Raw genomic sequence first — 18209 nt, 5'->3', positions numbered from 1 at the left:
GCCGAGAGGTTGAAAGCACAAGCCAGGTCGAAAGACCGAAGCACCCAGCCCGGGTGGCGGAATGGCAGACGCGCTAGCTTGAGGTGCTAGTGTCCTATTAACGGACGTGGGGGTTCAAGTCCCCCCTCGGGCACAGAGCGAAGGCTCCGGAGAACTCCGGAGCCTTTCGTGGTTTTCCCGTACCCCCTTTCTGCCCTGTCGCCTTTGAATGTCGCGGCGCGCTTGCCATTGACGTGTATATGCTCTTGCACAAGAGCGACACTGCGCGGGCTTGGTCCCGTCTACGACCTCGTGTCCTTTTTTGTTGCTCACGGGGACCGTCACGTCTCCCCTATGCCTCGATAAGAAGGAACTGCTCTCGTGGACTCGCGCATCTTAGGATTCTGGATCATGAGTTGGATTCACTTTCCTGTGGATCCATTGGCCGCTAGGACTCTATCCAGTAGGCATCGCCTTAGCAGGGCTAGAATTCATCGCCGCTGCTGTATTAATCGTCCTGCGCCTCAATCGCCGGCGCCAACGGGTAACCCTGGCCACAGACCCTGTAGGTGCTGCAGACCACGCTGACCGGCGTGCGAACAACCGGATAGCGGCCGTGGCGTTCTGCGTCGAATTTCTCGTGATATGGGGCGCGGTCTATCTCCTCCGTACCATGAACGCCGATCTGATACAGCCCGCCATCGCCGTTATCGTCGGCCTTCACTTTCTCCTATTTTGTTTGTCGCCGGCGACTCGTTCCGTCGTGCATATCATCACCGCCGCTTTCGGCGCGGTCGCCGGTGCGGCGGGTATGTGGCAGATAAACACGCGCGCTGCTCCTGCCACGACGCATGCCGCAGTGGGCTTGTGTATGGGCACAATAACCTTGACCTACGCCTGGATATTTCTGCGGGTTGTGCCCGCTGTATCGCGCGGAGAAACCCCAGTTCTCCGTTAAGAACGGCTCCGGTGCTGAGGCGCGATGATCACCAAGCCCGCCGGCGCACAGCGTGCACACGGCGGGCTTGCGCGAAGGGCGACGGCTGTTACACCAGCATGCCCGTCAAAAATGCGACGAGGACAAGGATCACGGAGAAGCCCCACGCGAGCGGGAAGCCAATCTTGAGGTACTTGCCCATGTTTGCCCCCGCGAGGCCAAGGGCGAGCCACAGAGCCGGGGAGAACGGCGAGACGAACGTGCCGATGACGTTGCCGATGATGAGCGCCGACGCGGCACCCATGCCCGTGATGCCGTACGTTTCCACGGTGCCCTGAATGATGGGCAGCACGGAGAAGTAGTACGCATCCGTCGACGTGAGGAGATCGAGCGGCACGCCGAAGACACCGATGATGACGTGGAGGTACGGGCCGACTGCCTCCGGGAGGATGTTGACGAGCGTGAGCGCGATTTCCTCGAGCATGCCGGTTTCGTTGAGGACGCCGAGGAACATGGCGGCGGCGAGAATGACCCCGGCCATGGCGAGCGCATTCGGGGCGTGGCGACGGAGGGCATCGCTTTGCTCGGAGACGCCCTCGAAATTGACGATGAGCGCGATGGTCGTGCCGATGAGGAACGCCGGGGCTGGCGGCATGAGGCCGGAGAGCAGCGCCACGAGGATGAGCAGTGCGACCACGATATTGACGATGGTGACCCATCGGCCAGTGCGGTGACGGAAGCCGAGCGCCTCCTTATCGGCGGCCTGCTGCGCAGCGAAGGCCTGCGCAATCTGCTCGACATCGACGTTTGTGTCGCCTTCAAACTTACCCGAGGCACGCAGACGCGCGAGACGACGCCGCTCGCGCAGGCCCAGGGCCGCTGCGACGAGCAGGACCATGACGACGGCGACGCCTTGGATGGGAAGGAGGTGGACCCAGATGTCGTTGGGTTCCTGGGCAACGACGGCGCCCGCACGGCCGAGCGGGCCGCCCCAAGGCAGCATATTCATCACGGACGCCGACAGGGCGACGATTGTGATGAGGATGTAGCGCGACATACGAAGCGCCTTGTAGAGCGGCAGCAGCGCGGGAATGGTGAGCAGGAACGTCGTCGAGCCGGAGCCGTCGAGGTGCGCCACGATGGCGATCGCGGCCGTACCCATGGTGACCGCAATGACGTTGCCGCGCGTCGCCTTAATGAGTGCCTGGATGACCGGCACGAATAGACCGACGTCTTGGAGGATGCCAAAGAAGATGATGGCGAAGATGAACATCACCACGACGTTCATCACGGATTCGAGACCTGAGCTAAAGAAGTCAGAGATCTCCCCCAGCCCGTAGCCGCACAGGAGCGCACCAGCGACCGGCACGAGCGTCATGGGAACAATAGGGTTGGTCTTACCGCGGATCAGGATTCCCACCGTAAGAAAGATAATCACGAGGCCCATGAGGGTGAGGCCGAGTGAAGTTTGCATGCTCAACGTCCTTCACGGTCGTTGGACGACCTTGATCGATTCAGAACTTTCCTTTGGCCACAGTTGCGGCCAGCGCCGTAACGCTCCTTATGCCACACCTCACCGGTGCAGAACAGGTGTGATTCAGATTAATAAGGACATTCCGTAAATACACATTGGCACCCCGATCAAGGCAGCTTCTCCCCCTGTCATCGTGTTCATTCTCCGGCGACAACGCGTGAAAACTAACGCAACCGGACACCACGGCGGCGTCCGGTTGTGGGCATAAGCTGATGCTTAGTGTGCAGCATTATCGCTGTGTACGGCGGGAGTTTCCTCCATGATGGTGGCGCGTTTCTTTAATTTGTGGCGCTCGTACAGCGCCTTGATGAAGATCGGCGCGACTGAGATGAAAATAATAAGGAGCATGATCTTTTCGATCGAGTCTGCAATGCCCGGAATATTGCCCAGGAAGACTCCCACCAAGTTCATGGACAGCACCCACAAAGCGGCGCCCGTGACGTTCCAGCCAATGAAGTGGCGGTACGGCATCTGCGCCGTGCCCGCTGCGACGGGGACGTACGTGCGCACGATGGGCACGAAGCGCCCCAGCACGAGCGCTGCCGGCCCGTGCTTGGCAAAGAAGTCTTCGGCCGCGTGAAGATACTGAAGCTTGAGCACGCGGGCGTCAGCCTTGAAGAGCTTGCGCCCAAACTTGTGGCCCAGCCAGAAGCCCACCTGATCGCCCAGGAATGCGGCGACGAAGCCTACCGCAAGCAGAGCCCAAATGGAGACGTTGAGTTGTTCCCGCAGCACGGCTGCCGTAACAAGCAGCGAGTCGCCGGGCAGGAACGGGAACAGGACACCGGATTCAATGAAGACGACGAGCGCGATGCCGGCGATGACCCAAGGGCCAAAAGCCTCGAGCAACGTCGCGGCGTCGAGGTAGGAGGTGAGGTTTGACATGGCTGGTGCATCCACCTTTAGGGATTGAAGAAGGCCCAGGACGCGTGACCCCGGATGCACAAGCCCCGGAGCGCGGCTGCGTCCTCACGGGCGCCGAATGAACTCGCCGCTGCAGCGACGAGTAATGCGTTTCTTCAAGTATCCTCTTCCCCGCCGTGCGAACCTAACCCATACGCGCATGCCCCCGATATTGCCAGGAAGTTCACGGCCGCCTAAAAGAATTGCCGCCGTCACCGGCGGCAATGTTCTGCGTTTAAGTAATGTGTCGTTAGCGCGAGACGATTTCGTAGTTGCCCGCGGACGCCAGGGCCTTATTCATCTCGGCGACATTGGGGATGACGTCATCCTTGTGCTTGATAATGAGCTTGACATCGTCCTGCGCACGGATTTCGAAAGTCGCCTGGCCCAGACCGTGCTCAGCGAAAATATCGTAGAGGGACTGTAGCGCCTTGCGCACGTCATTGTCGTCGTGGACGCCGGTGACCTTGTAATGAGTGGAAACAATAATCGACATGACGGAAATTCTACACGTCTAGCCGTAGAAAAAGACGGCAACGCCGCCCCCGCAGGTGCGGGAACGGCGGCAATTCGCGGGCCGACTATTAGATGCGGCCGTTGAAAGCCTGCAGCGCGGAATCCTCACGGGTGCCGCCGCGACCGTCGCCAATTTCCTTGTAATCGGCGATCCATGCGATCTTGGAAACCCACTTCACGGCCTTGTAGCCGTGGTTAGATTCGACGCGAGCACGCACAGGGGCACCCAAGTGGATATCTACCGGATGGTCGTTGCGGCTAATGGCGAGAATCGAGTGATCCTCCATCGCCGTGTCGATGTCGAAGCAGGCGTAGAACGGCTCGCGCGGACGGTTGTCATACATCTTCTGCGCCAGGCCGTAGGACTCAACCATGACGTAGTGCGCGCCCGCCGGGCGCTCGCCGAGGAGTGCGAGCACATCCTTAATCAGCGGGCCAGCCCAGCGGGACGTTGCGGACCAACCCTGCATGCAGGTGTGGGTTGCGATGAAGGAGTGCTGTGGCAGCGCGCGCAGATCGTCGAGCGTGATGGTCTTCGAGACACCGTTGACGTCGTCGGCCACTTCAATGGCGTAGTCCTTGAAGTCGTTGTTGCGGAACGCGGTCCACTCCGGGGACTCCTCTTCCGTAGGCGGCAGGCCGTTAGTCCAATGGAACTCGGAGATATCGCGCTCGGTGTAGACCTTCTGCGTCGCTGCGGACGGGCGCAGCCAGTTGAGGAAGATCTTGCGGCCGATCTCGGTGAAGGCCACGACGAAGCGGTGTGCGCGGGCGCGGTCCGCGAGCGTCCAGTAGGACAGGCTGATCCAAAAGATAATGACCACGCCGATGGTGATGACCATCGTCGTAAACGCCTGGGCGTAGCGCTCCGGTGTGACGTCCCCGAAGACCATGTGCACCATGTTGTGCTCGCGGTGGACGAAGAAGACGAGGAAGACGTGGATGATGATAAACATGCACATCATGACCATGCCGATGAAGTGCAGCGAACGTGCCTTCTGGTGGCCACCAATGAACTTGAAGAAGCGCGGGAACTTCTCGCGCAGCGCCGGCGACATGGCCGCGCCGGTGACCATCATGAACGGAGCGATAAGGAAGACGACCGCGAAGTATGCGAGCTGCTGGAGTGCGTCGTACGGGTCGAACAAAGCCAGGTCCGGCGTCTTAAAGCTTAAGTACGTAAGCAAAGAGTTCCACGCTTCAGGAATAATGTCCCAGGACGTCGGGACGATGCGGCGCCACAGACCAGTGGCGAAGAGCAGGACGACATAGACAAAGCCGTTGAGCACCCAGAGCATCACGGACAGGCCGTGCCAGTGACGGCCCAGACCGATGTTCTCGCGACCCGGCAGGGCGAGCAGCGGCGACATGGACTTCTCATCCATGAGCGAGGTGTAGACGCCCTCTTCCTTCGGCAGTTCACGCTTGGTGAACTTGAGCCACTCGGTTCCGGGGGCGCAGTCGCTGCGCCACCACAGGCGCGGAAGGGAAGAGAGAATTTCCCAACCCGAACGCAGCAGCATGCCCATCAAGATGAAGTTGATGAGGTGCGTCGCGCGCAGCCACAGCGGATAGTCGGGGTTATCTCCCAAGGCAAGGAGGTAATCCATGGGGGTTCCTTAAGATAGTAGATCGAGAAAGTTATAAGACTTATGTTGCCAGATGCTAAGTAAAAAATACGAAGAAATCCGGATTAAAGATATGCCGCTCAGAGTTGCCGGTAAGGCCAGCACTCTGAGCAGCACGTATTCGCTACGCTTAGCGAAACCTGAGTGATGAAGTAGACACTGGTATGCATCGCCGCGCGCCGCCGTATCCGTACCCTTACGCGTGCATTAAGCTCAGTGACCGTGAAGAAACAACGGCAGCTTGCAGACTTTGTGCGCACCGTGCTTGCCGATGCCGCCCGCACCATCCAAGGCTGGAGCCTGAAACGTTGGCTTCAGGCTGCGATAATCCTGGGTATTGTCGTTGCTTTTATCGTCTTCGTGGACGTTCCTGATCTCTCGACCTTGCGTTCCTGGGCGACACGTTTGGATCCCTGGTTCCCCATTGTCTTCTGGCTGGGTTATGTCACGTTTACGTTATTCCCCTTGCCCCGCACTATCTGGACGGTCGCCGCCGGAATCCTTTTCGGCCCAGTCGAAGGCTTACTTCTCGCGCTCACGGCCCTCACCGTTTCCGCGGCAATGTCTTTCCTCGTGGTGCGGCGCCTGCTCGGAGACTGGATGCGCCCGCGGCTCGTGCATCCGGCGGTCTTCAAGCTCAATGCGCACTTGGAGCGCCGCGGGTGGTTCGCCATCGCGAGTCTGCGCATGGTCGCGGGCGTGCCCTTCTCTATCTTGAACTATGCCGCGGCGCTCACACCCGTGCCCTTTCTTCAGTTCCTCCTGGCGACCGCGCTGGGGTCCATCCCTACCACGGCGATGGGCGTGTTCTTTGGTGAGACGCTCACCACGGGACCCAACCCCTGGGTCATCACAGTCACCGTTGTCCTCGCCGCCGTCGGCATCGCAGGTCTCGTGCTCGACGCTAAGATTGCCCGCGAACTTCCCTAAATCAAGTCAAAAGGCTAGACTTAAGCGCAGTTTCTCGTCCTGTCCGAAAGAAAGTCAAGGAATCATGCTTGCCGTCCATGCCCGTTATCGCGGCCGTTCTGTGCGCCGCGCCCAGCTCGTTCAGCGCTCTGCGGAGGCGCTCGCGACGCTCGACGGTGTCGGCGAGTTTGAGATGCTCGGAGTCGAAGACATCTGCGCCATCGTCGACTCGGCACACAGCGTGTGCGACGTCGTCATGGCCCTGCTCGCTGACGGTGATTGGGCCATCGGTATCGGCGTGACCCCCTCGCTCGCCCCGAGCGCTGACGCTGGCGCCGCCGAGGATGAAGCCACGACCCGCGCGACAGCCACCGCATCCCTGCCCAAGAACGCACGCCCGGCGCAGGTCTACGCGAAGATCGGCGCGCGCGGCCGCGCATCGGAGGCTTCGGACATCGCAGCAGTCTTCGCCTTGCTCGGCTACGTGCTGCACAAGCGCACCATCGAAGGCCGCGAGGCCACGGCCCTCGTGCGCGGCGGTCTCAACCAGAATGAGGCGGCAGCCGAGCTCGGCATCTCCAAGCAGGCCATGTCCCAGCGCCTCCAAGCCGCGGGCTGGGCCGCAGAAACGGCGGGCTGGCAGCTTGCCATCAACGTCATGGAACGCGCAAATAAGCCAGCCTAGAGCAGGTCTTCCTTCCGCAGCTCCGGCGTCGTCACGAAGTCGACGAGCCGCTCCACCGCCCCGATGAGCGAGGAATCTACATCGCGGAAGCTGTGCACCGCGTTGTAGACGCGGCGCCACCCATCCTTGGGATCAGACCAGCCCACGCGCTGGCAGATACCGGTCTTCCAGTCCTCGCCGTAGGGCACGTCGGGCCATGCCTTGAGCCCCACGCGCGCCGGCTTCACCGCCGCCCAAATATCGATAAACGGGTGTCCTGTAACGAGAACGTCCGGCCCCAGCGCCTGCGTCATGCGCGTCTCTCTCGACCCCTTCACCAAGTGGTCGGCGAGCACGCCCACGCGTCGTCCCGGGCCCGGCTGGAACTCGGCGAGGCGTTCCTCCAGGTTGTCGAGGCCCTCGAGATACTCCACGGCGACGCCCTCGACGCGCAGGTCGTGACCCCAGATTTTCTCCACGATGGCGGCGTCATGCACACCCTCGACCCAGATGCGCGACGGCGCGATGACCTTCGCCTCGACATTCTCCACGCGACGCGAGCCGGAGTTCGACTTACGCGGCGCCTGCTTCGGCACGTAGCGCGTGAGTGTCACTTGCTGACCTTCGAGCCGGAATCCGCCCGGCACGAGATTGAAGACGCGCTCCACGCCGTGGCGGTCCTCCAAGCGGATGACCTGGCCGTAAACGGTCTTGTCCACGCCCATGACGGCGCCGACGAAGTCATCGCCGACAACCTCGACGACCATGCCCGGTTCTGCGGGCACGACCGGGTACTCTTTCGGGCGCGTGCGCTTGTGGCCTGCCAGAATGTCTCCACCGTAGGGATCGCGGGAATCAAAGCTCATAGCGGGACAGTCTATCTATTACACTGCCCGTGTTATGGATATGCGCGCCGACGTCTGGTCTCCACTGCAAAATTCTGCCGTCTGGCTCGGAGCGTGGCTCCACGGCCACGAGCCCGCGGACGAGCTCATTGACGCGCTGACGCAGCTCGGCGGTTACCCCGAGGCTTACGGCTCCGCCGCGTTCAGCGATATCCTTGCTCGCCTGCGCGCCGCCACCGATGCCCTCCTCGGCCAGGGTCCTGGCGAGCCTGTCCTCCGGCTCGTGCTCTCGGGCCCCGGCGAGCCGCCCGCCTTGCCCGCCGGCACCACATCCGCCGCCGCAGCCAGCGCGAGCCCGGCCGGCGCTATCGTCGTGCGGACCGCCGACCCGAGCGTCCATCTCGTGCTCGTGCCCCATGCGGGCCCCAATTACACCCAATGGCAGCTCATCGAAGAGACGCAGCCGCTGCCCGCGCCCGCGTGGCTCAGTCCCGGCGAGGCCGACGCATTGCTTGCCCAAGCGACCGAGGAATCCGCCCGCATCATTGAGGGGCTAGATTATGTCACAAAGGATGTGCCCAATCCGCGGCTCACCGTCGGCGCCCTCTCCGACTTCTACGACACGCCCGGGCTTCCCGATGCCACCCCGCCCCGCGCCGCCAGACTCTTCGCCCGCGCAGACCGCGTCGCCGCCATCATCGAGACCGTCACGGATCGCCTCCAGGAACACTCGCTTGACCCGCAACTGCTCCGCCTCTGGCGCCACATCAGACATGCCCGCATGGCCGGCGTCGCCTACGCCGTCGCCGACTTCGGCCGCTGACGCGAAAACCCTTAAATCAAGTCATTTGCCTTGATTTAAGGGTTCCTCTCGTCGCTAGTCAATATATTTAGCTTGACTTAATGAGGCTTGTGGAGACTCCAGATATCGCAACATCCCTCAGCGCACGGCGCACCATTGACTGTGCAGCCCTGCACGGTGACCGTGCCCAGCCCCTCCGGCTGGCGGTCGGTGACAAGCTCTTCGATGAGGTCCACGACCATCGAGGAGAACGCGTCGCTCGGCCCCGCGGTCCGCGTGCGGTAGATCTCCACGCCCTTCTCTTTCGCCGCAGCGACGAGCTCGGTGTCGAGGTCCCACACGACCTCCATGTGGTCCGAGATGAAGCCGACCGGACACACGACGAGCTGCTTTGCACCCTGCTCCGCGAGCGCTTCCATGTGGTCGACGACGTCGGGTTCGAGCCACGGCGTCGCGGGATTGCCCGAGCGCGAGTTCCACACCAGGTCATAGTCCTCGACGCCGGCGGCATCCGCGATGAGACGTGCGGCCTCGGCGACCTGGCGTGAGTAGAGGTTCTTATCACCTTCTGCTCCCCCGGCCGCGTCGTGCGCGGTGGGGATGGAATGAGCGGTGAAAACAAGGCGGGCATCGGACAGCTTGGCAAAGCCTTCGCGCACTCCAGCGGCCATTTCCGCGATGAACTTCGGGTGGTCGAAGAACTGGCGCAGCTTGGTAAAGCGAATCTCCGGGTAGCCCTTCTCTGCCGCATACTCGCGCAGCTTGACGATGTCCTCGTCATACTGCCGGCACGCCGAGTAGCCGCCCCAGGCGGATGTGGCGAAGACCAGGACGTTGGTCTTGCCCGCTGCGGTGAGCTCGTCCACGGCCTCGGTGCCAAACGGGTGCCAGTTGCGGTTGCCAAAGAAGACCGGCAGGTCCAGTCCGCGCGCGGCGAGCTCAGCCTCGATATGAGCAATGAGCTCGCGGTTTAAGCCATTGAGTGGGCTTACGCCGTCAAAGTGGAAGTAGTGCTTGCCCACGACCTTGAGTCGCTCGCGCGGGATGCCGCGGCCGCGCGTGACGTTTTCAAGAAAGGGAACGACCTCCTCGTTTCCTTCCGGGCCACCGAAAGAAAGAACGAGGAGGGCGTCATAATCACCGGCATGAGTGTGTGCGTCAGTCATACCAGTGACCCTACCAACCAAAGGTTGGAGATCTTGGTTGCCTTGACGATGGGGACCGGAATTGGTCAGCGTGATCTGCGACTCAAGGCGAAAAGGGCAGATCTAGCTCATGATGGGGGCGCATCTCCCCTGTTCTCACCACGCACACGTCCGAGACTTCGGACTTAAGGTGAGAAGTTGGCTTAGCCGATGAGGCGCACCGCGTACGGCGCCATGCCGCCATAGCGCACCGGCGAGACCCGGACCGTGCTGCCCGACTCCGGAGCCTCAATCATCGTGCCGTCGCCCAGGTAGATGGCTACGTGCTGGCCGCCTCCCGGACCGTAGAAGATGAGGTCGCCGCGCTTCATTTCGCTCGGATCCACCTTTGTGCCCTGGTTGTACTGGTAGCCGGTGTAGTGCGGCAGCGAGATGCCCGCGGCCGAGAACGCGTAGAGCGTGAGGCCGGAGCAGTCGAAGCCCACCTTGTTGTAGTCGCCGAAGCTATCGGCCACGCCGCCGTCGCGGATGCCCTTGGTTGGGCCGTTGGCGTCGCCGCCACCCCATGCATACGGGGTGCCCACCTGCGACATCGCACGCGCGATGACGGCTTCGATGCGAGCATCGGTGCCCTGGCTGGCCACCGCAGCGGACGCCTTCTCCGTGATGGACTGCGTCGTATCCAGCGACTCGAGGACGCCGTCCAGGTCGCCCACAAGGTCGCTATCTGCTCCCGATGCCGCGTTGGTCACCGCGCCAGTTTCCCCGGCCTTGTTCTGTTCGTTAAATGCGTCAGAGACGGCCGTGAGCGTGTTCTGGATGGCGGAGAGCTGTCCCTCGTCGAAGGAGCTGCCCTGGGCAAATGCCGTGTGATCTGGCTGCGAGGCCGCAACCATGGCGGCTGCCGCGCCGAAGACGCCTCCCGCCACAGCAAGTGTTTGTCCATCAACGCTAGAGCCCTGTTCGGTAGCGCCGCCCTGTGCGGCGTTCTGCGAGCTCATTTCCGTTAGCGCCTCGACGGTCTGTGTCGTCGTGTCAGAGGCGTCTGTGGTGCCGGACTGCTGGTCAATCGTGCCAGTGGTTGTCGGCTCCGTGGCGGCGAGCGAGGAATCCTGCGTCGGTGCCGTGACGGTGGGATGCGTGCCTTCCCCTGCAGCAGACGTGGTCACGGTATTGGTGTCGGAGCCCGACGCGGTGTCAGACGCGGTGGTCGACGCCCCCGTCGAGGGCTGGGATGTCGAATCGTTGGAGTTCCCAACAGTTTCTTTGGCCCCTTGATTACCTTGCGTTGCTCGCGCCGCTTGGGTTGCTTGCGTGCCGTTCGTCGCAGACGGGCCGGAGGCGCCTGCATTCGTGCGGGCGCGGGAGCCGCGAGCGGCATCGAGAGCAGCCTGGGCTTCTTCCTGCTGCGCAACGAGGGTCGAGCGTTCGCTCATGGCTTCCTCGACCGCGCTTTGGCTCGACCCCAGGATGGCCCGGGCCTGAGCCTCGGCGTCTGCCGCGCGCTGCTCACGGGCTGCCGCGAGTTCCTCAGCCTTGCGCAGCTGCGACTCTTTGTTGGCCTTCTCGGTGCGCTCCTGTTCGAGCTGATCGACGACTTCCTTCTGGGAGTCCGCCTGCGAGCGCAGGTACGACTGGCGCTGCAGCATCTTCTCGCGTGCGTCGCCACCAGCGGCGGTGGCAACGGATTCCGAGGCTGTCGAGCGACGGTACGCCGTGCGCGACAGTTCGTTGAGGCGCTCTTGTGCCTTCTCCACGGCGGACTGCGCATCATCAAGCTGCGTGCGCGCCGTCGAAGCTCCGCGCTTGGCTTGCGCCAGCTCGGTGCGAGCGTCCTGAAGATCGACGAGGGCGCGGTTAACGGCCTCTCGACGCTGGCCGATTTCAGCCTCCAGGCGCGCAATCTCGCCCTGGACTCCGGCGATGGCGCCAGCAAGGTCAGCAACGGAGCCCTTTCCGCCCTTGAAGGCGGCGGTGAGGTCTTCGATGGTGAGCGACTTCTCCTGCGCTACGGCAGGAGCCAGCGGAGCAATGGTAGACAAGCTCGCCGTGCATGCAGCAGCGGCGAGGTAGGAACGCAGGCGGAAACGCCCGCCAATGGAACGCCGACGCGTGTCGGCCGTCAAGGTGGTGGCCACGAGGTAACTCCTCTACGCACCTTCCCCTCGCCTTGAGCGCGCCCGCACTGACGGATAAAGGCGCGCCGATCCCGGCGTCGGGTATGACTGAGACTCCCGCGAGCCCACAAGGACTGCGAGATACGCACCACGAGTCAAGCCCTGGGCACCCTATGTCAATTCGCACAAGACATAGAAATGCCCGGGACCCAGGAGACGCCGCAGTGACGAGGATGTCGCACACACCTATGCTCACGCCGGCGACAGAGCGCCTCGACGGTCATCGAGGACCGACTCTCCCGCCGTATGCGAGCGCCCCGGCGGGTGGAAACTCCCGTCGGGACATCTGGTAGACCTTTGCCGCGGAGTGGTTCCCGGCTGCAGACCATTTCAGGGCTGCGAACGCTGGGAGCGTCCGTGGAGCACGGCCTTCCAGAAGGTATGCGAGCATCCGTCATCGTCTGCGTTCTCCTTCCGGTTGCCCACGCGCCGCGCGTGGCGGTGCGAGTAACCGGACTCGTGGAGTTGCGGGAATGCAGTCACGGTACGCCAGAGCCGGGCCCCAGACGGCCTTCCCCGCGGGGTTGGACGCCCAAGCGCGTGGAACACGCAGCCCGATGTGGCTCGCCGTGATCACATCCTCGCCCCAGTCACACAGATGCGTGTTTCTGAATAGAAGAACTTAAACGAACACAGTGCTGCCAACCGTCAAGCGACTCCTGCTCCTCCACCCCGTGTGGGCCCTTCCCCATCGAACTTCGTGACGCTCTCGGCCTGCTTCCCCACATGCCCGTGCGTTGTCGATATTGGGTCTGGATACCCCTCTCGCGGTAGCTGAGATAGAAATCAACTCTCGAGTTGACTCCTAAAGCTTAAGTCACTTACAGGGTCCAGTACACCTACTTGCCCATTCGCCACATGCGTCAAGGAGCGCCCCATGACTCACAGGTGAGTTCAACCTGCAATGATCTCGATATCAATTCGTTATGTGACACTGGTCACGATCGTTGAAAGTGCCGTAACACTCTCGGTGCCTGCCGAGATGGCGCCGTCCGCGACGTTATGTGAGTAGTGAACCACTTCTGAAAGAAAACGTGCAGTGGCGTCAACCCCTAGTGGTTGACGTCTGCCCCTCCTCCCCTCTCCCGGTGCATGCAGTACGAGCGGTAGTGGACTGGAGTATGGCGTCCTGAAACCGTTGCAGTGGATGTCGTGGATTCGGTCTGGAATCGTCACGACATTGGAATGGGCGTCGCGGTGTTGTTTCAAGTTGGGGATGTGCGCACGGGCTCAGGCAGCGGAGTTGGAGTGGGCCCTCTCCGGGTAGCTTCTGCCGGGAAATCTGACCGACATATGGAGGGTTGAGTACCACTCCTCGAGGGATGCGCCGGGGGTCCGCGGGTTTAGGAAGTATTTATGCGACTCTGTAGGGAGAGGTAAGACCTGACGCGGGCGCGCGGGTTGGGGTGGATGTCGTGTGTGGCTTGGGGCACGACGGACAACACGGCTTGCTGGGGTGGAGTGCCGGACCGTAGATGGCTCTTAGTGTGTGTCGTGCGGAGAGGCTCCCGCACGCGAACGGCGGCATGGCGTCGGGCTGCCTCTCGACCGCCGAACGCGGCAGGACAGTGCCGAGTAAGCGAGGCGTGCGATGGGGGCATCGGCAAGCGGGAGAGCGCGAGGGGGCAATTAGACCTTTTTGGAGGCGCGGGCGCGCGCGAAGGCCGTGGCGGCGCCGGCTAGCGCGATGATGGTGAGCCCGAGGATGAGCCACTCCGCGGACATGGTGGCGGTGCCGAGATGAGCGTGAAGCTGGTTCAAAGCCGTGACCTGATCGAGTCCCGGCGCCACCGCCTGTTGCGCGGATTCCAGGGCGGCGCGGGAGTGAGAGTCGCTCACGGCTGAAATGCCTTGGGGTGCCTGGACGATCACGGTGTCGAGATTGGAGGCTTCTTTGAGCACCTGTGCAAGATCGCGGAGATCGGCGAACTTCTCGGGATAGATATCGACGACCGCTATCCCTTCCCCGGGCTGCAGAGCGCCGGCCACAGTTTCTTGCAGGGCAGGATCGTTGGCGAGTCCCACGTTGGAGTATGCCACCGAATCTTCGTGAAGTTGCCGCGAGAGGTCGGCGATGTCTGCGTCGGGCGGGATCACTTTTTCTCCTTATATATGGGAGCGGGGTGCGTGGCGTACCCGCGATGCCCTCTACTTAACCTGATTACCCCCATTGGAGCGGGGATGACGCGCGGAAGAGTGTGAAAACATGAAAACAGAACGGACGTACTGTTATAGTTGCCCGCAGGCGAATCTTCGCCCGTCTAGTATTGAAGGGTGAACGTTCGCGTTCTTCTTAAGACGCCAGTTCGGTCGATCCGCGCCCGGAGCGCGCTGTCCCCAGCGCTACTCCTTCCACGAGTGCGGAATGATCGTGAGCGATTTAAGAGCCTCACAAGAACATACTGTTCAACAAACAAGGAATGGAGCTCCCTGTGACTGAAAGCCTGAACTCCTTCGGCGCCAAGAAGACCCTTGATGTCAACGGAAAGTCTTACGAGTACTTTGACATCAACGCGGTTGAGGGCCTGGAGAAGCTGCCGTACTCCCTCAAGGTGCTTGCTGAGAACCAGCTGCGCTACGAGGACGGCAAGAACGTAACCAAGGACCACATCAACGCCCTCGCCAACTGGAACCCGGACGCAGAGCCGGACACCGAAATCCAGTTCACCCCGGCCCGCGTCCTCATGCAGGACTTCACCGGCGTTCCCTGTGTGGTCGACCTCGCCACCATGCGTGAGGCCATCGTCGCCCTCGGCGGCAAGCCGGAGCAGGTTAACCCGCTCAACCCGGCCGAGATGGTCATTGACCACTCCGTCATTACCGAGGCATTTGGCTCCCCCGAGGCTCTGGAGAAGAACGTCGAGATCGAGTTCGAGCGCAACCGCGAGCGCTACCAGTTCCTGCGCTGGGGTTCTGAGAACTTCTCCAACTTCAAGGTTGTGCCCCCGGGAACCGGTATTGTCCACCAGGTCAACATCGAGTACCTGTCCCGCGTCGTCTTCGACAACGACGGTGTCGCATACCCGGACACCTGTATTGGTACAGATTCCCACACCACCATGGAAAACGGCCTGGGCATCCTGGGCTGGGGCGTTGGCGGCATCGAGGCCGAAGCTGCCATGCTGGGTCAGCCGGTCTCCATGCTCATCCCGCGCGTTGTTGGCTTCAAGCTAACCGGCGAGATTCCGGTGGGCGTTACCGCTACCGACGTCGTTCTCACCATCACCGAGATGCTGCGCCAGCACGGCGTTGTCCAGAAGTTTGTCGAGTTCTACGGCAACGGTGTCAAGTCCGTGCCGCTGGCCAACCGCGCCACCATCGGTAACATGTCGCCGGAGTTCGGCTCCACCGCCGCTATCTTCCCGATCGACGAAGAGACCATCAAGTACCTGACCCTCACCGGCCGCCCGCAGGAGCAGATCGACCGCGTCGAGGCTTACGCCAAGGCTCAGGGCATGTGGCTCGAGCAGGATGCTCCGGAGGCCAAGTACTCCGAGTACCTTGAGCTCGACCTCGGCACCGTCGTCCCGTCCATCGCTGGCCCGAAGCGCCCGCAGGACCGTATCCTCCTCTCCGAGGCTAAGGAGCAGTTCCGTAAGGACCTGCCGACCTACGCCACCGGCGACGTTGTGGTCGACGAGTCCACCATTGCAGCGAAGCGCATGGGCGCCGAGGGCGGCGACCAGACGCTCGAGGACGTCACCGGCGGTCTCAACAAGTCCCGCGAGGGCCACGGCGAGTCTGCAGCCAAGGGCAACGTTGGACGTCAGTCCAACCCAGTCGTCGTTTCCTCTCCGAACGGCGGCGAGTTCACGCTGGATCACGGTATGGTGGCCATCGCCTCCATCACCTCCTGCACCAACACCTCGAACCCGTCCGTCATGGTCGGTGCCGGCCTCATCGCCCGCAAGGCTGCTGCCAAGGGCCTGAAGTCCAAGCCGTGGGTGAAGACCATCTGTGCTCCGGGCTCCCAGGTTGTCGACGGCTACTTCCAGCGCGCCGACCTCTGGAAAGATCTCGAGGCCATGGGCTTCTATCTCTCCGGCTTCGGCTGCACGTCCTGCATCGGTAACTCCGGTCCGCTGCCGCAGGAGATCTCGGACGCCATCAACGACAACGACCTGGCTGCCACAGCAGTCCTGTCCGGTAACCGTAACTTCGAAGGCCGTATCTCCCCGGATGTCAAGATGAACTACCTGGCATCCCCGATCATGGTCATCGCGTACGCCATCGCCGGTACTCTCGACTTCGACTTCGAGACCCAGCCGCTCGGCCAGGACCAGGACGGCAACGATGTCTTCCTCAAGGACATCTGGCCCTCCTCCGAGGAGATCGAGGACACCATCCAGCAGGCCATCTCCCGCGAGATGTACGAGAAGGATTACGCGGACGTCTACAAGGGCTCCGAGGCATGGCGCAGCCTGGAAGTCCCGGAAGGCGGCCGCTTCGAGTGGGATGAGGACTCCACCTACATCCGCAAGGCTCCGTACTTCGACGGTATGCCGGCTGAGCCGGCCCCGGTTGAGGACATCCACGGCGCTCGCGTTCTGGCTAAGCTGGGCGACTCGGTCACGACCGACCACATCTCCCCCGCTTCCGCCATCAAGCCGGGTACACCCGCTGCGCAGTACCTCGACGAGCACGGTGTTGCCCGCAAGGACTACAACTCCCTCGGTTCCCGTCGTGGTAACCACGAGGTCATGATGCGTGGTACCTTCGCCAACATCCGCCTGGCTAACCAGCTGGTTGACGTCACCGGTGGCTACACCCGTGACTTCACCCAGGACGGCGCTCCGCAGGCCTTCATCTTCGACGCTTGCCAGAACTACAAGGCCGCGGACATCCCGCTGGTCGTCCTGGCTGGTAAGGAGTACGGCACCGGTTCGTCCCGTGACTGGGCTGCAAAGGGCACCATCCTCCTCGGCGTCAAGGCCGTTATCACCGAGTCCTTCGAGCGTATTCACCGCTCGAACCTCATCGGCATGGGTGTTATCCCGCTGCAGTTCCCGGCTGGCGAGTCCCACGAGTCGCTGGGCTTGGACGGCACCGAGACCTTCGACATCGAGGGCATCACGGAGCTGAACAACGGCAACACACCGAAGACGGTTCACGTCACCGCCACCAAGGAGTCTGGCGAGAAGGTCGAGTTCGACGCGACCGTCCGCATCGACACGCCTGGTGAGGCTGACTACTACCGTCACGGTGGCATTCTGCAGTACGTCCTGCGCCAGATGGTCAAGGCCTAAGGTCGTCCATCGCCGTGCACCCCTGCCCTAGCGCAGGGCGTGCGCGACACCGACGTAGATGAAGGGGCCGCGTGGCCATCGCACGATGGTCACGAAGGCCCCTTTGTCGTCCTTTCATTCCCTAAACTTTTGAACTTGTAGGAAGCGAGCGTGAGTCGGCTATGCCTATAGTTAGCGACGACGAACTCAATCGCAGGCGCCAAGACATCCTGGTGGGCGCCCGCCGGTGCTTTGCGCAGCACGGCTACGAGGGAGCGACCGTTCGCCTTCTGGAGGAGGCGACTGGCAAGTCCCGCGGCGCTATCTTCCATCACTTTGGCGACAAAGAGTCGTTGTTCCTGGCGCTCGCGCGCGAGGATGCTGCCCGCCAGGCCGAGACGGTTGCGAACAACGGTCTTGTTGAGGTGATGCGCGACATGCTCACGCACCCTGAGCGCCATGACTGGCTCGCTACCCGTCTGGAAATCACGTCCATGCTGCGCACGGACCCGAGCTTCCGTGCCCGGTGGAAGGATCAGCAACAAATCCTTGATGACGCAGTGCGGGCACGCTTGCAGGCTAACCGCGAGGAAGGCCGCATGCGTGATGACGTCGATATCGAAACGCTCGTGGTGTACCTCGAGACGTTCATGGACGGCTTCATCTCTCGCCTGGCACGCGGTGACCAAGCAGGCCTTGAAGAAGTCCTGTCGATTGTGGAGCAAACGATTCGTGCGCGGCGCTAAAACGCCGTAAAGCACGCCGAGTTGCCCGCTTCCCCTTGTGGGGAGCGGGTCTTTCCCGTTTTCAGTTAGTTGCAGGGGACGTCGGGTCCGAATTCCCGTCGCTTGTAGATTCGCCCGTCTGAGCCTTTGTAGTAGATGTCGCCGTCTCTCTTTTTCATGTTGTGGTATTCGCACAGCATGAGGATGTTGTCCAGGTTGG

The 18209-nt window shown here is 62.1% G+C and carries 15 protein-coding genes and 1 tRNA gene; 6 read left to right on the top strand and 10 right to left on the bottom strand.

All coding sequences use genetic code 11. From position 1 onward, the window contains the following. The first annotated feature begins 47 nt into the window (after positions 1-47). Positions 48-133, top strand: a tRNA-Leu gene (locus ABJ196_RS11765). 354 nt (positions 134-487) lie between these two features. Here the strand turns inward: ABJ196_RS11765 and ABJ196_RS11760 are convergent. The 5 genes from ABJ196_RS11760 to ABJ196_RS11740 form a co-directional block, all read right to left on the bottom strand. Then, positions 488-703 (bottom strand): hypothetical protein, encoded by a 216-nt coding sequence (locus ABJ196_RS11760; RefSeq protein ID WP_347307331.1) that lies wholly within the window; start codon positions 701-703, stop codon positions 488-490. A 322-nt stretch (positions 704-1025) separates the two neighbouring features. Continuing rightward, positions 1026-2390 carry a citrate:proton symporter gene (locus ABJ196_RS11755; protein ID WP_347307330.1) on the bottom strand — a complete coding sequence of 455 codons (1365 nt, stop codon included), beginning with the start codon at positions 2388-2390 and terminating at the stop codon, positions 1026-1028. Positions 2391-2666: 276 nt separating this feature from the next. After that, positions 2667-3335: a VTT domain-containing protein gene (locus ABJ196_RS11750; protein WP_347307328.1), complete on the bottom strand. Its 669-nt coding sequence runs from the start codon at positions 3333-3335 to the stop codon at positions 2667-2669. Between the two features lie 268 nt (positions 3336-3603). Next, complete coding sequence (locus ABJ196_RS11745; RefSeq protein ID WP_347307326.1) at positions 3604-3849, bottom strand: hypothetical protein; 246 nt, start codon at positions 3847-3849, stop codon at positions 3604-3606. 88 nt (positions 3850-3937) lie between these two features. Next, positions 3938-5479, bottom strand: coding sequence for a molybdopterin-dependent oxidoreductase (locus ABJ196_RS11740; protein WP_347307324.1), 1542 nt, complete (start codon positions 5477-5479; stop codon positions 3938-3940). Between the two features lie 240 nt (positions 5480-5719). Between ABJ196_RS11740 and ABJ196_RS11735 the strand changes: the two genes are divergently transcribed. Then, on the top strand, positions 5720-6427 hold the full coding sequence (locus ABJ196_RS11735; RefSeq protein WP_347307322.1) for a TVP38/TMEM64 family protein: 708 nt from the start codon (positions 5720-5722) through the stop codon (positions 6425-6427). Positions 6428-6491: 64 nt separating this feature from the next. Further along, a complete protein-coding gene (locus tag ABJ196_RS11730; protein WP_347307320.1) occupies positions 6492-7091 on the top strand; it encodes a MarR family transcriptional regulator in 600 nt (199 codons plus the stop codon). Here ABJ196_RS11730 and ABJ196_RS11725 read toward each other — a convergent pair. Continuing rightward, positions 7088-7936, bottom strand: a complete 849-nt coding sequence (locus tag ABJ196_RS11725) for a DUF3097 domain-containing protein (RefSeq protein ID WP_347307318.1) — start codon at positions 7934-7936, stop codon at positions 7088-7090. The two genes, ABJ196_RS11730 and ABJ196_RS11725, sit on opposite strands and share 4 nt — an antisense overlap. Before the next feature lie 34 nt (positions 7937-7970). On the opposite strand from ABJ196_RS11725, the gene ABJ196_RS11720 reads away from it, so the two are divergent. Next, entirely contained in the window at positions 7971-8738 is a 768-nt protein-coding gene (locus tag ABJ196_RS11720; RefSeq protein WP_347307316.1) for a hypothetical protein, read from the top strand. 77 nt (positions 8739-8815) lie between these two features. Here the strand turns inward: ABJ196_RS11720 and ABJ196_RS11715 are convergent, their stop codons facing one another. The 4 genes from ABJ196_RS11715 to ABJ196_RS11700 all read right to left on the bottom strand — a co-directional run bounded on the left by ABJ196_RS11715 (position 8816) and on the right by ABJ196_RS11700 (position 14136). Continuing rightward, complete coding sequence (locus ABJ196_RS11715) at positions 8816-9883, bottom strand: ferrochelatase (protein ID WP_347307314.1); 1068 nt, start codon at positions 9881-9883, stop codon at positions 8816-8818. Positions 9884-10065: 182 nt separating this feature from the next. Beyond that, positions 10066-12000 (bottom strand): NlpC/P60 family protein, encoded by a 1935-nt coding sequence (locus ABJ196_RS11710; protein WP_347307312.1) that lies wholly within the window; start codon positions 11998-12000, stop codon positions 10066-10068. 369 nt (positions 12001-12369) lie between these two features. Continuing rightward, positions 12370-12522 (bottom strand): hypothetical protein, encoded by a 153-nt coding sequence (locus ABJ196_RS11705; protein ID WP_347307310.1) that lies wholly within the window; start codon positions 12520-12522, stop codon positions 12370-12372. Positions 12523-13668: 1146 nt separating this feature from the next. Continuing rightward, positions 13669-14136, bottom strand: coding sequence for a DUF6676 family protein (locus ABJ196_RS11700; RefSeq protein WP_347307308.1), 468 nt, complete (start codon positions 14134-14136; stop codon positions 13669-13671). Positions 14137-14471: 335 nt separating this feature from the next. On the opposite strand from ABJ196_RS11700, the gene can reads away from it, so the two are divergent. Both can and ABJ196_RS11690 read left to right on the top strand, forming a co-directional pair. Continuing rightward, entirely contained in the window at positions 14472-17285 is a 2814-nt protein-coding gene (gene can / locus ABJ196_RS11695; protein ID WP_347307306.1) for an aconitate hydratase, read from the top strand. Between the two features lie 161 nt (positions 17286-17446). Beyond that, a complete protein-coding gene (locus tag ABJ196_RS11690) occupies positions 17447-18010 on the top strand; it encodes a TetR/AcrR family transcriptional regulator (protein ID WP_257045390.1) in 564 nt (187 codons plus the stop codon). Positions 18011-18209 lie beyond the last annotated feature (199 nt).

Source organism: Corynebacterium sp. SA-MJD20WY100, assembly GCF_039822565.1.
Lineage (GTDB): Bacteria > Actinomycetota > Actinomycetes > Mycobacteriales > Mycobacteriaceae > Corynebacterium > Corynebacterium phoceense_A.
Note: the sequence above shows the minus strand (reverse complement) of the source record. Positions and strands in the feature narration are given on the sequence as shown.

Excerpts from the sequence above, each read along its gene's own strand:
- ABJ196_RS11755 (WP_347307330.1), bottom strand. The coding sequence starts at position 2,390 with ATGCAAACTTCACTCGGCCTCACCCTCATGGGCCTCGTGATTATCTTT.
- ABJ196_RS11750 (WP_347307328.1), bottom strand. The coding sequence starts at position 3,335 with ATGTCAAACCTCACCTCCTACCTCGACGCCGCGACGTTGCTCGAGGCT.
- ABJ196_RS11745 (WP_347307326.1), bottom strand. The coding sequence starts at position 3,849 with ATGTCGATTATTGTTTCCACTCATTACAAGGTCACCGGCGTCCACGAC.
- ABJ196_RS11740 (WP_347307324.1), bottom strand. The coding sequence starts at position 5,479 with ATGGATTACCTCCTTGCCTTGGGAGATAACCCCGACTATCCGCTGTGG.
- ABJ196_RS11730 (WP_347307320.1), top strand. The coding sequence starts at position 6,492 with ATGCTTGCCGTCCATGCCCGTTATCGCGGCCGTTCTGTGCGCCGCGCC.
- ABJ196_RS11725 (WP_347307318.1), bottom strand. The coding sequence starts at position 7,936 with ATGAGCTTTGATTCCCGCGATCCCTACGGTGGAGACATTCTGGCAGGC.
- ABJ196_RS11720 (WP_347307316.1), top strand. The coding sequence starts at position 7,971 with ATGGATATGCGCGCCGACGTCTGGTCTCCACTGCAAAATTCTGCCGTC.
- ABJ196_RS11715 (WP_347307314.1), bottom strand. The coding sequence starts at position 9,883 with ATGACTGACGCACACACTCATGCCGGTGATTATGACGCCCTCCTCGTT.
- ABJ196_RS11690 (WP_257045390.1), top strand. The coding sequence starts at position 17,447 with ATGCCTATAGTTAGCGACGACGAACTCAATCGCAGGCGCCAAGACATC.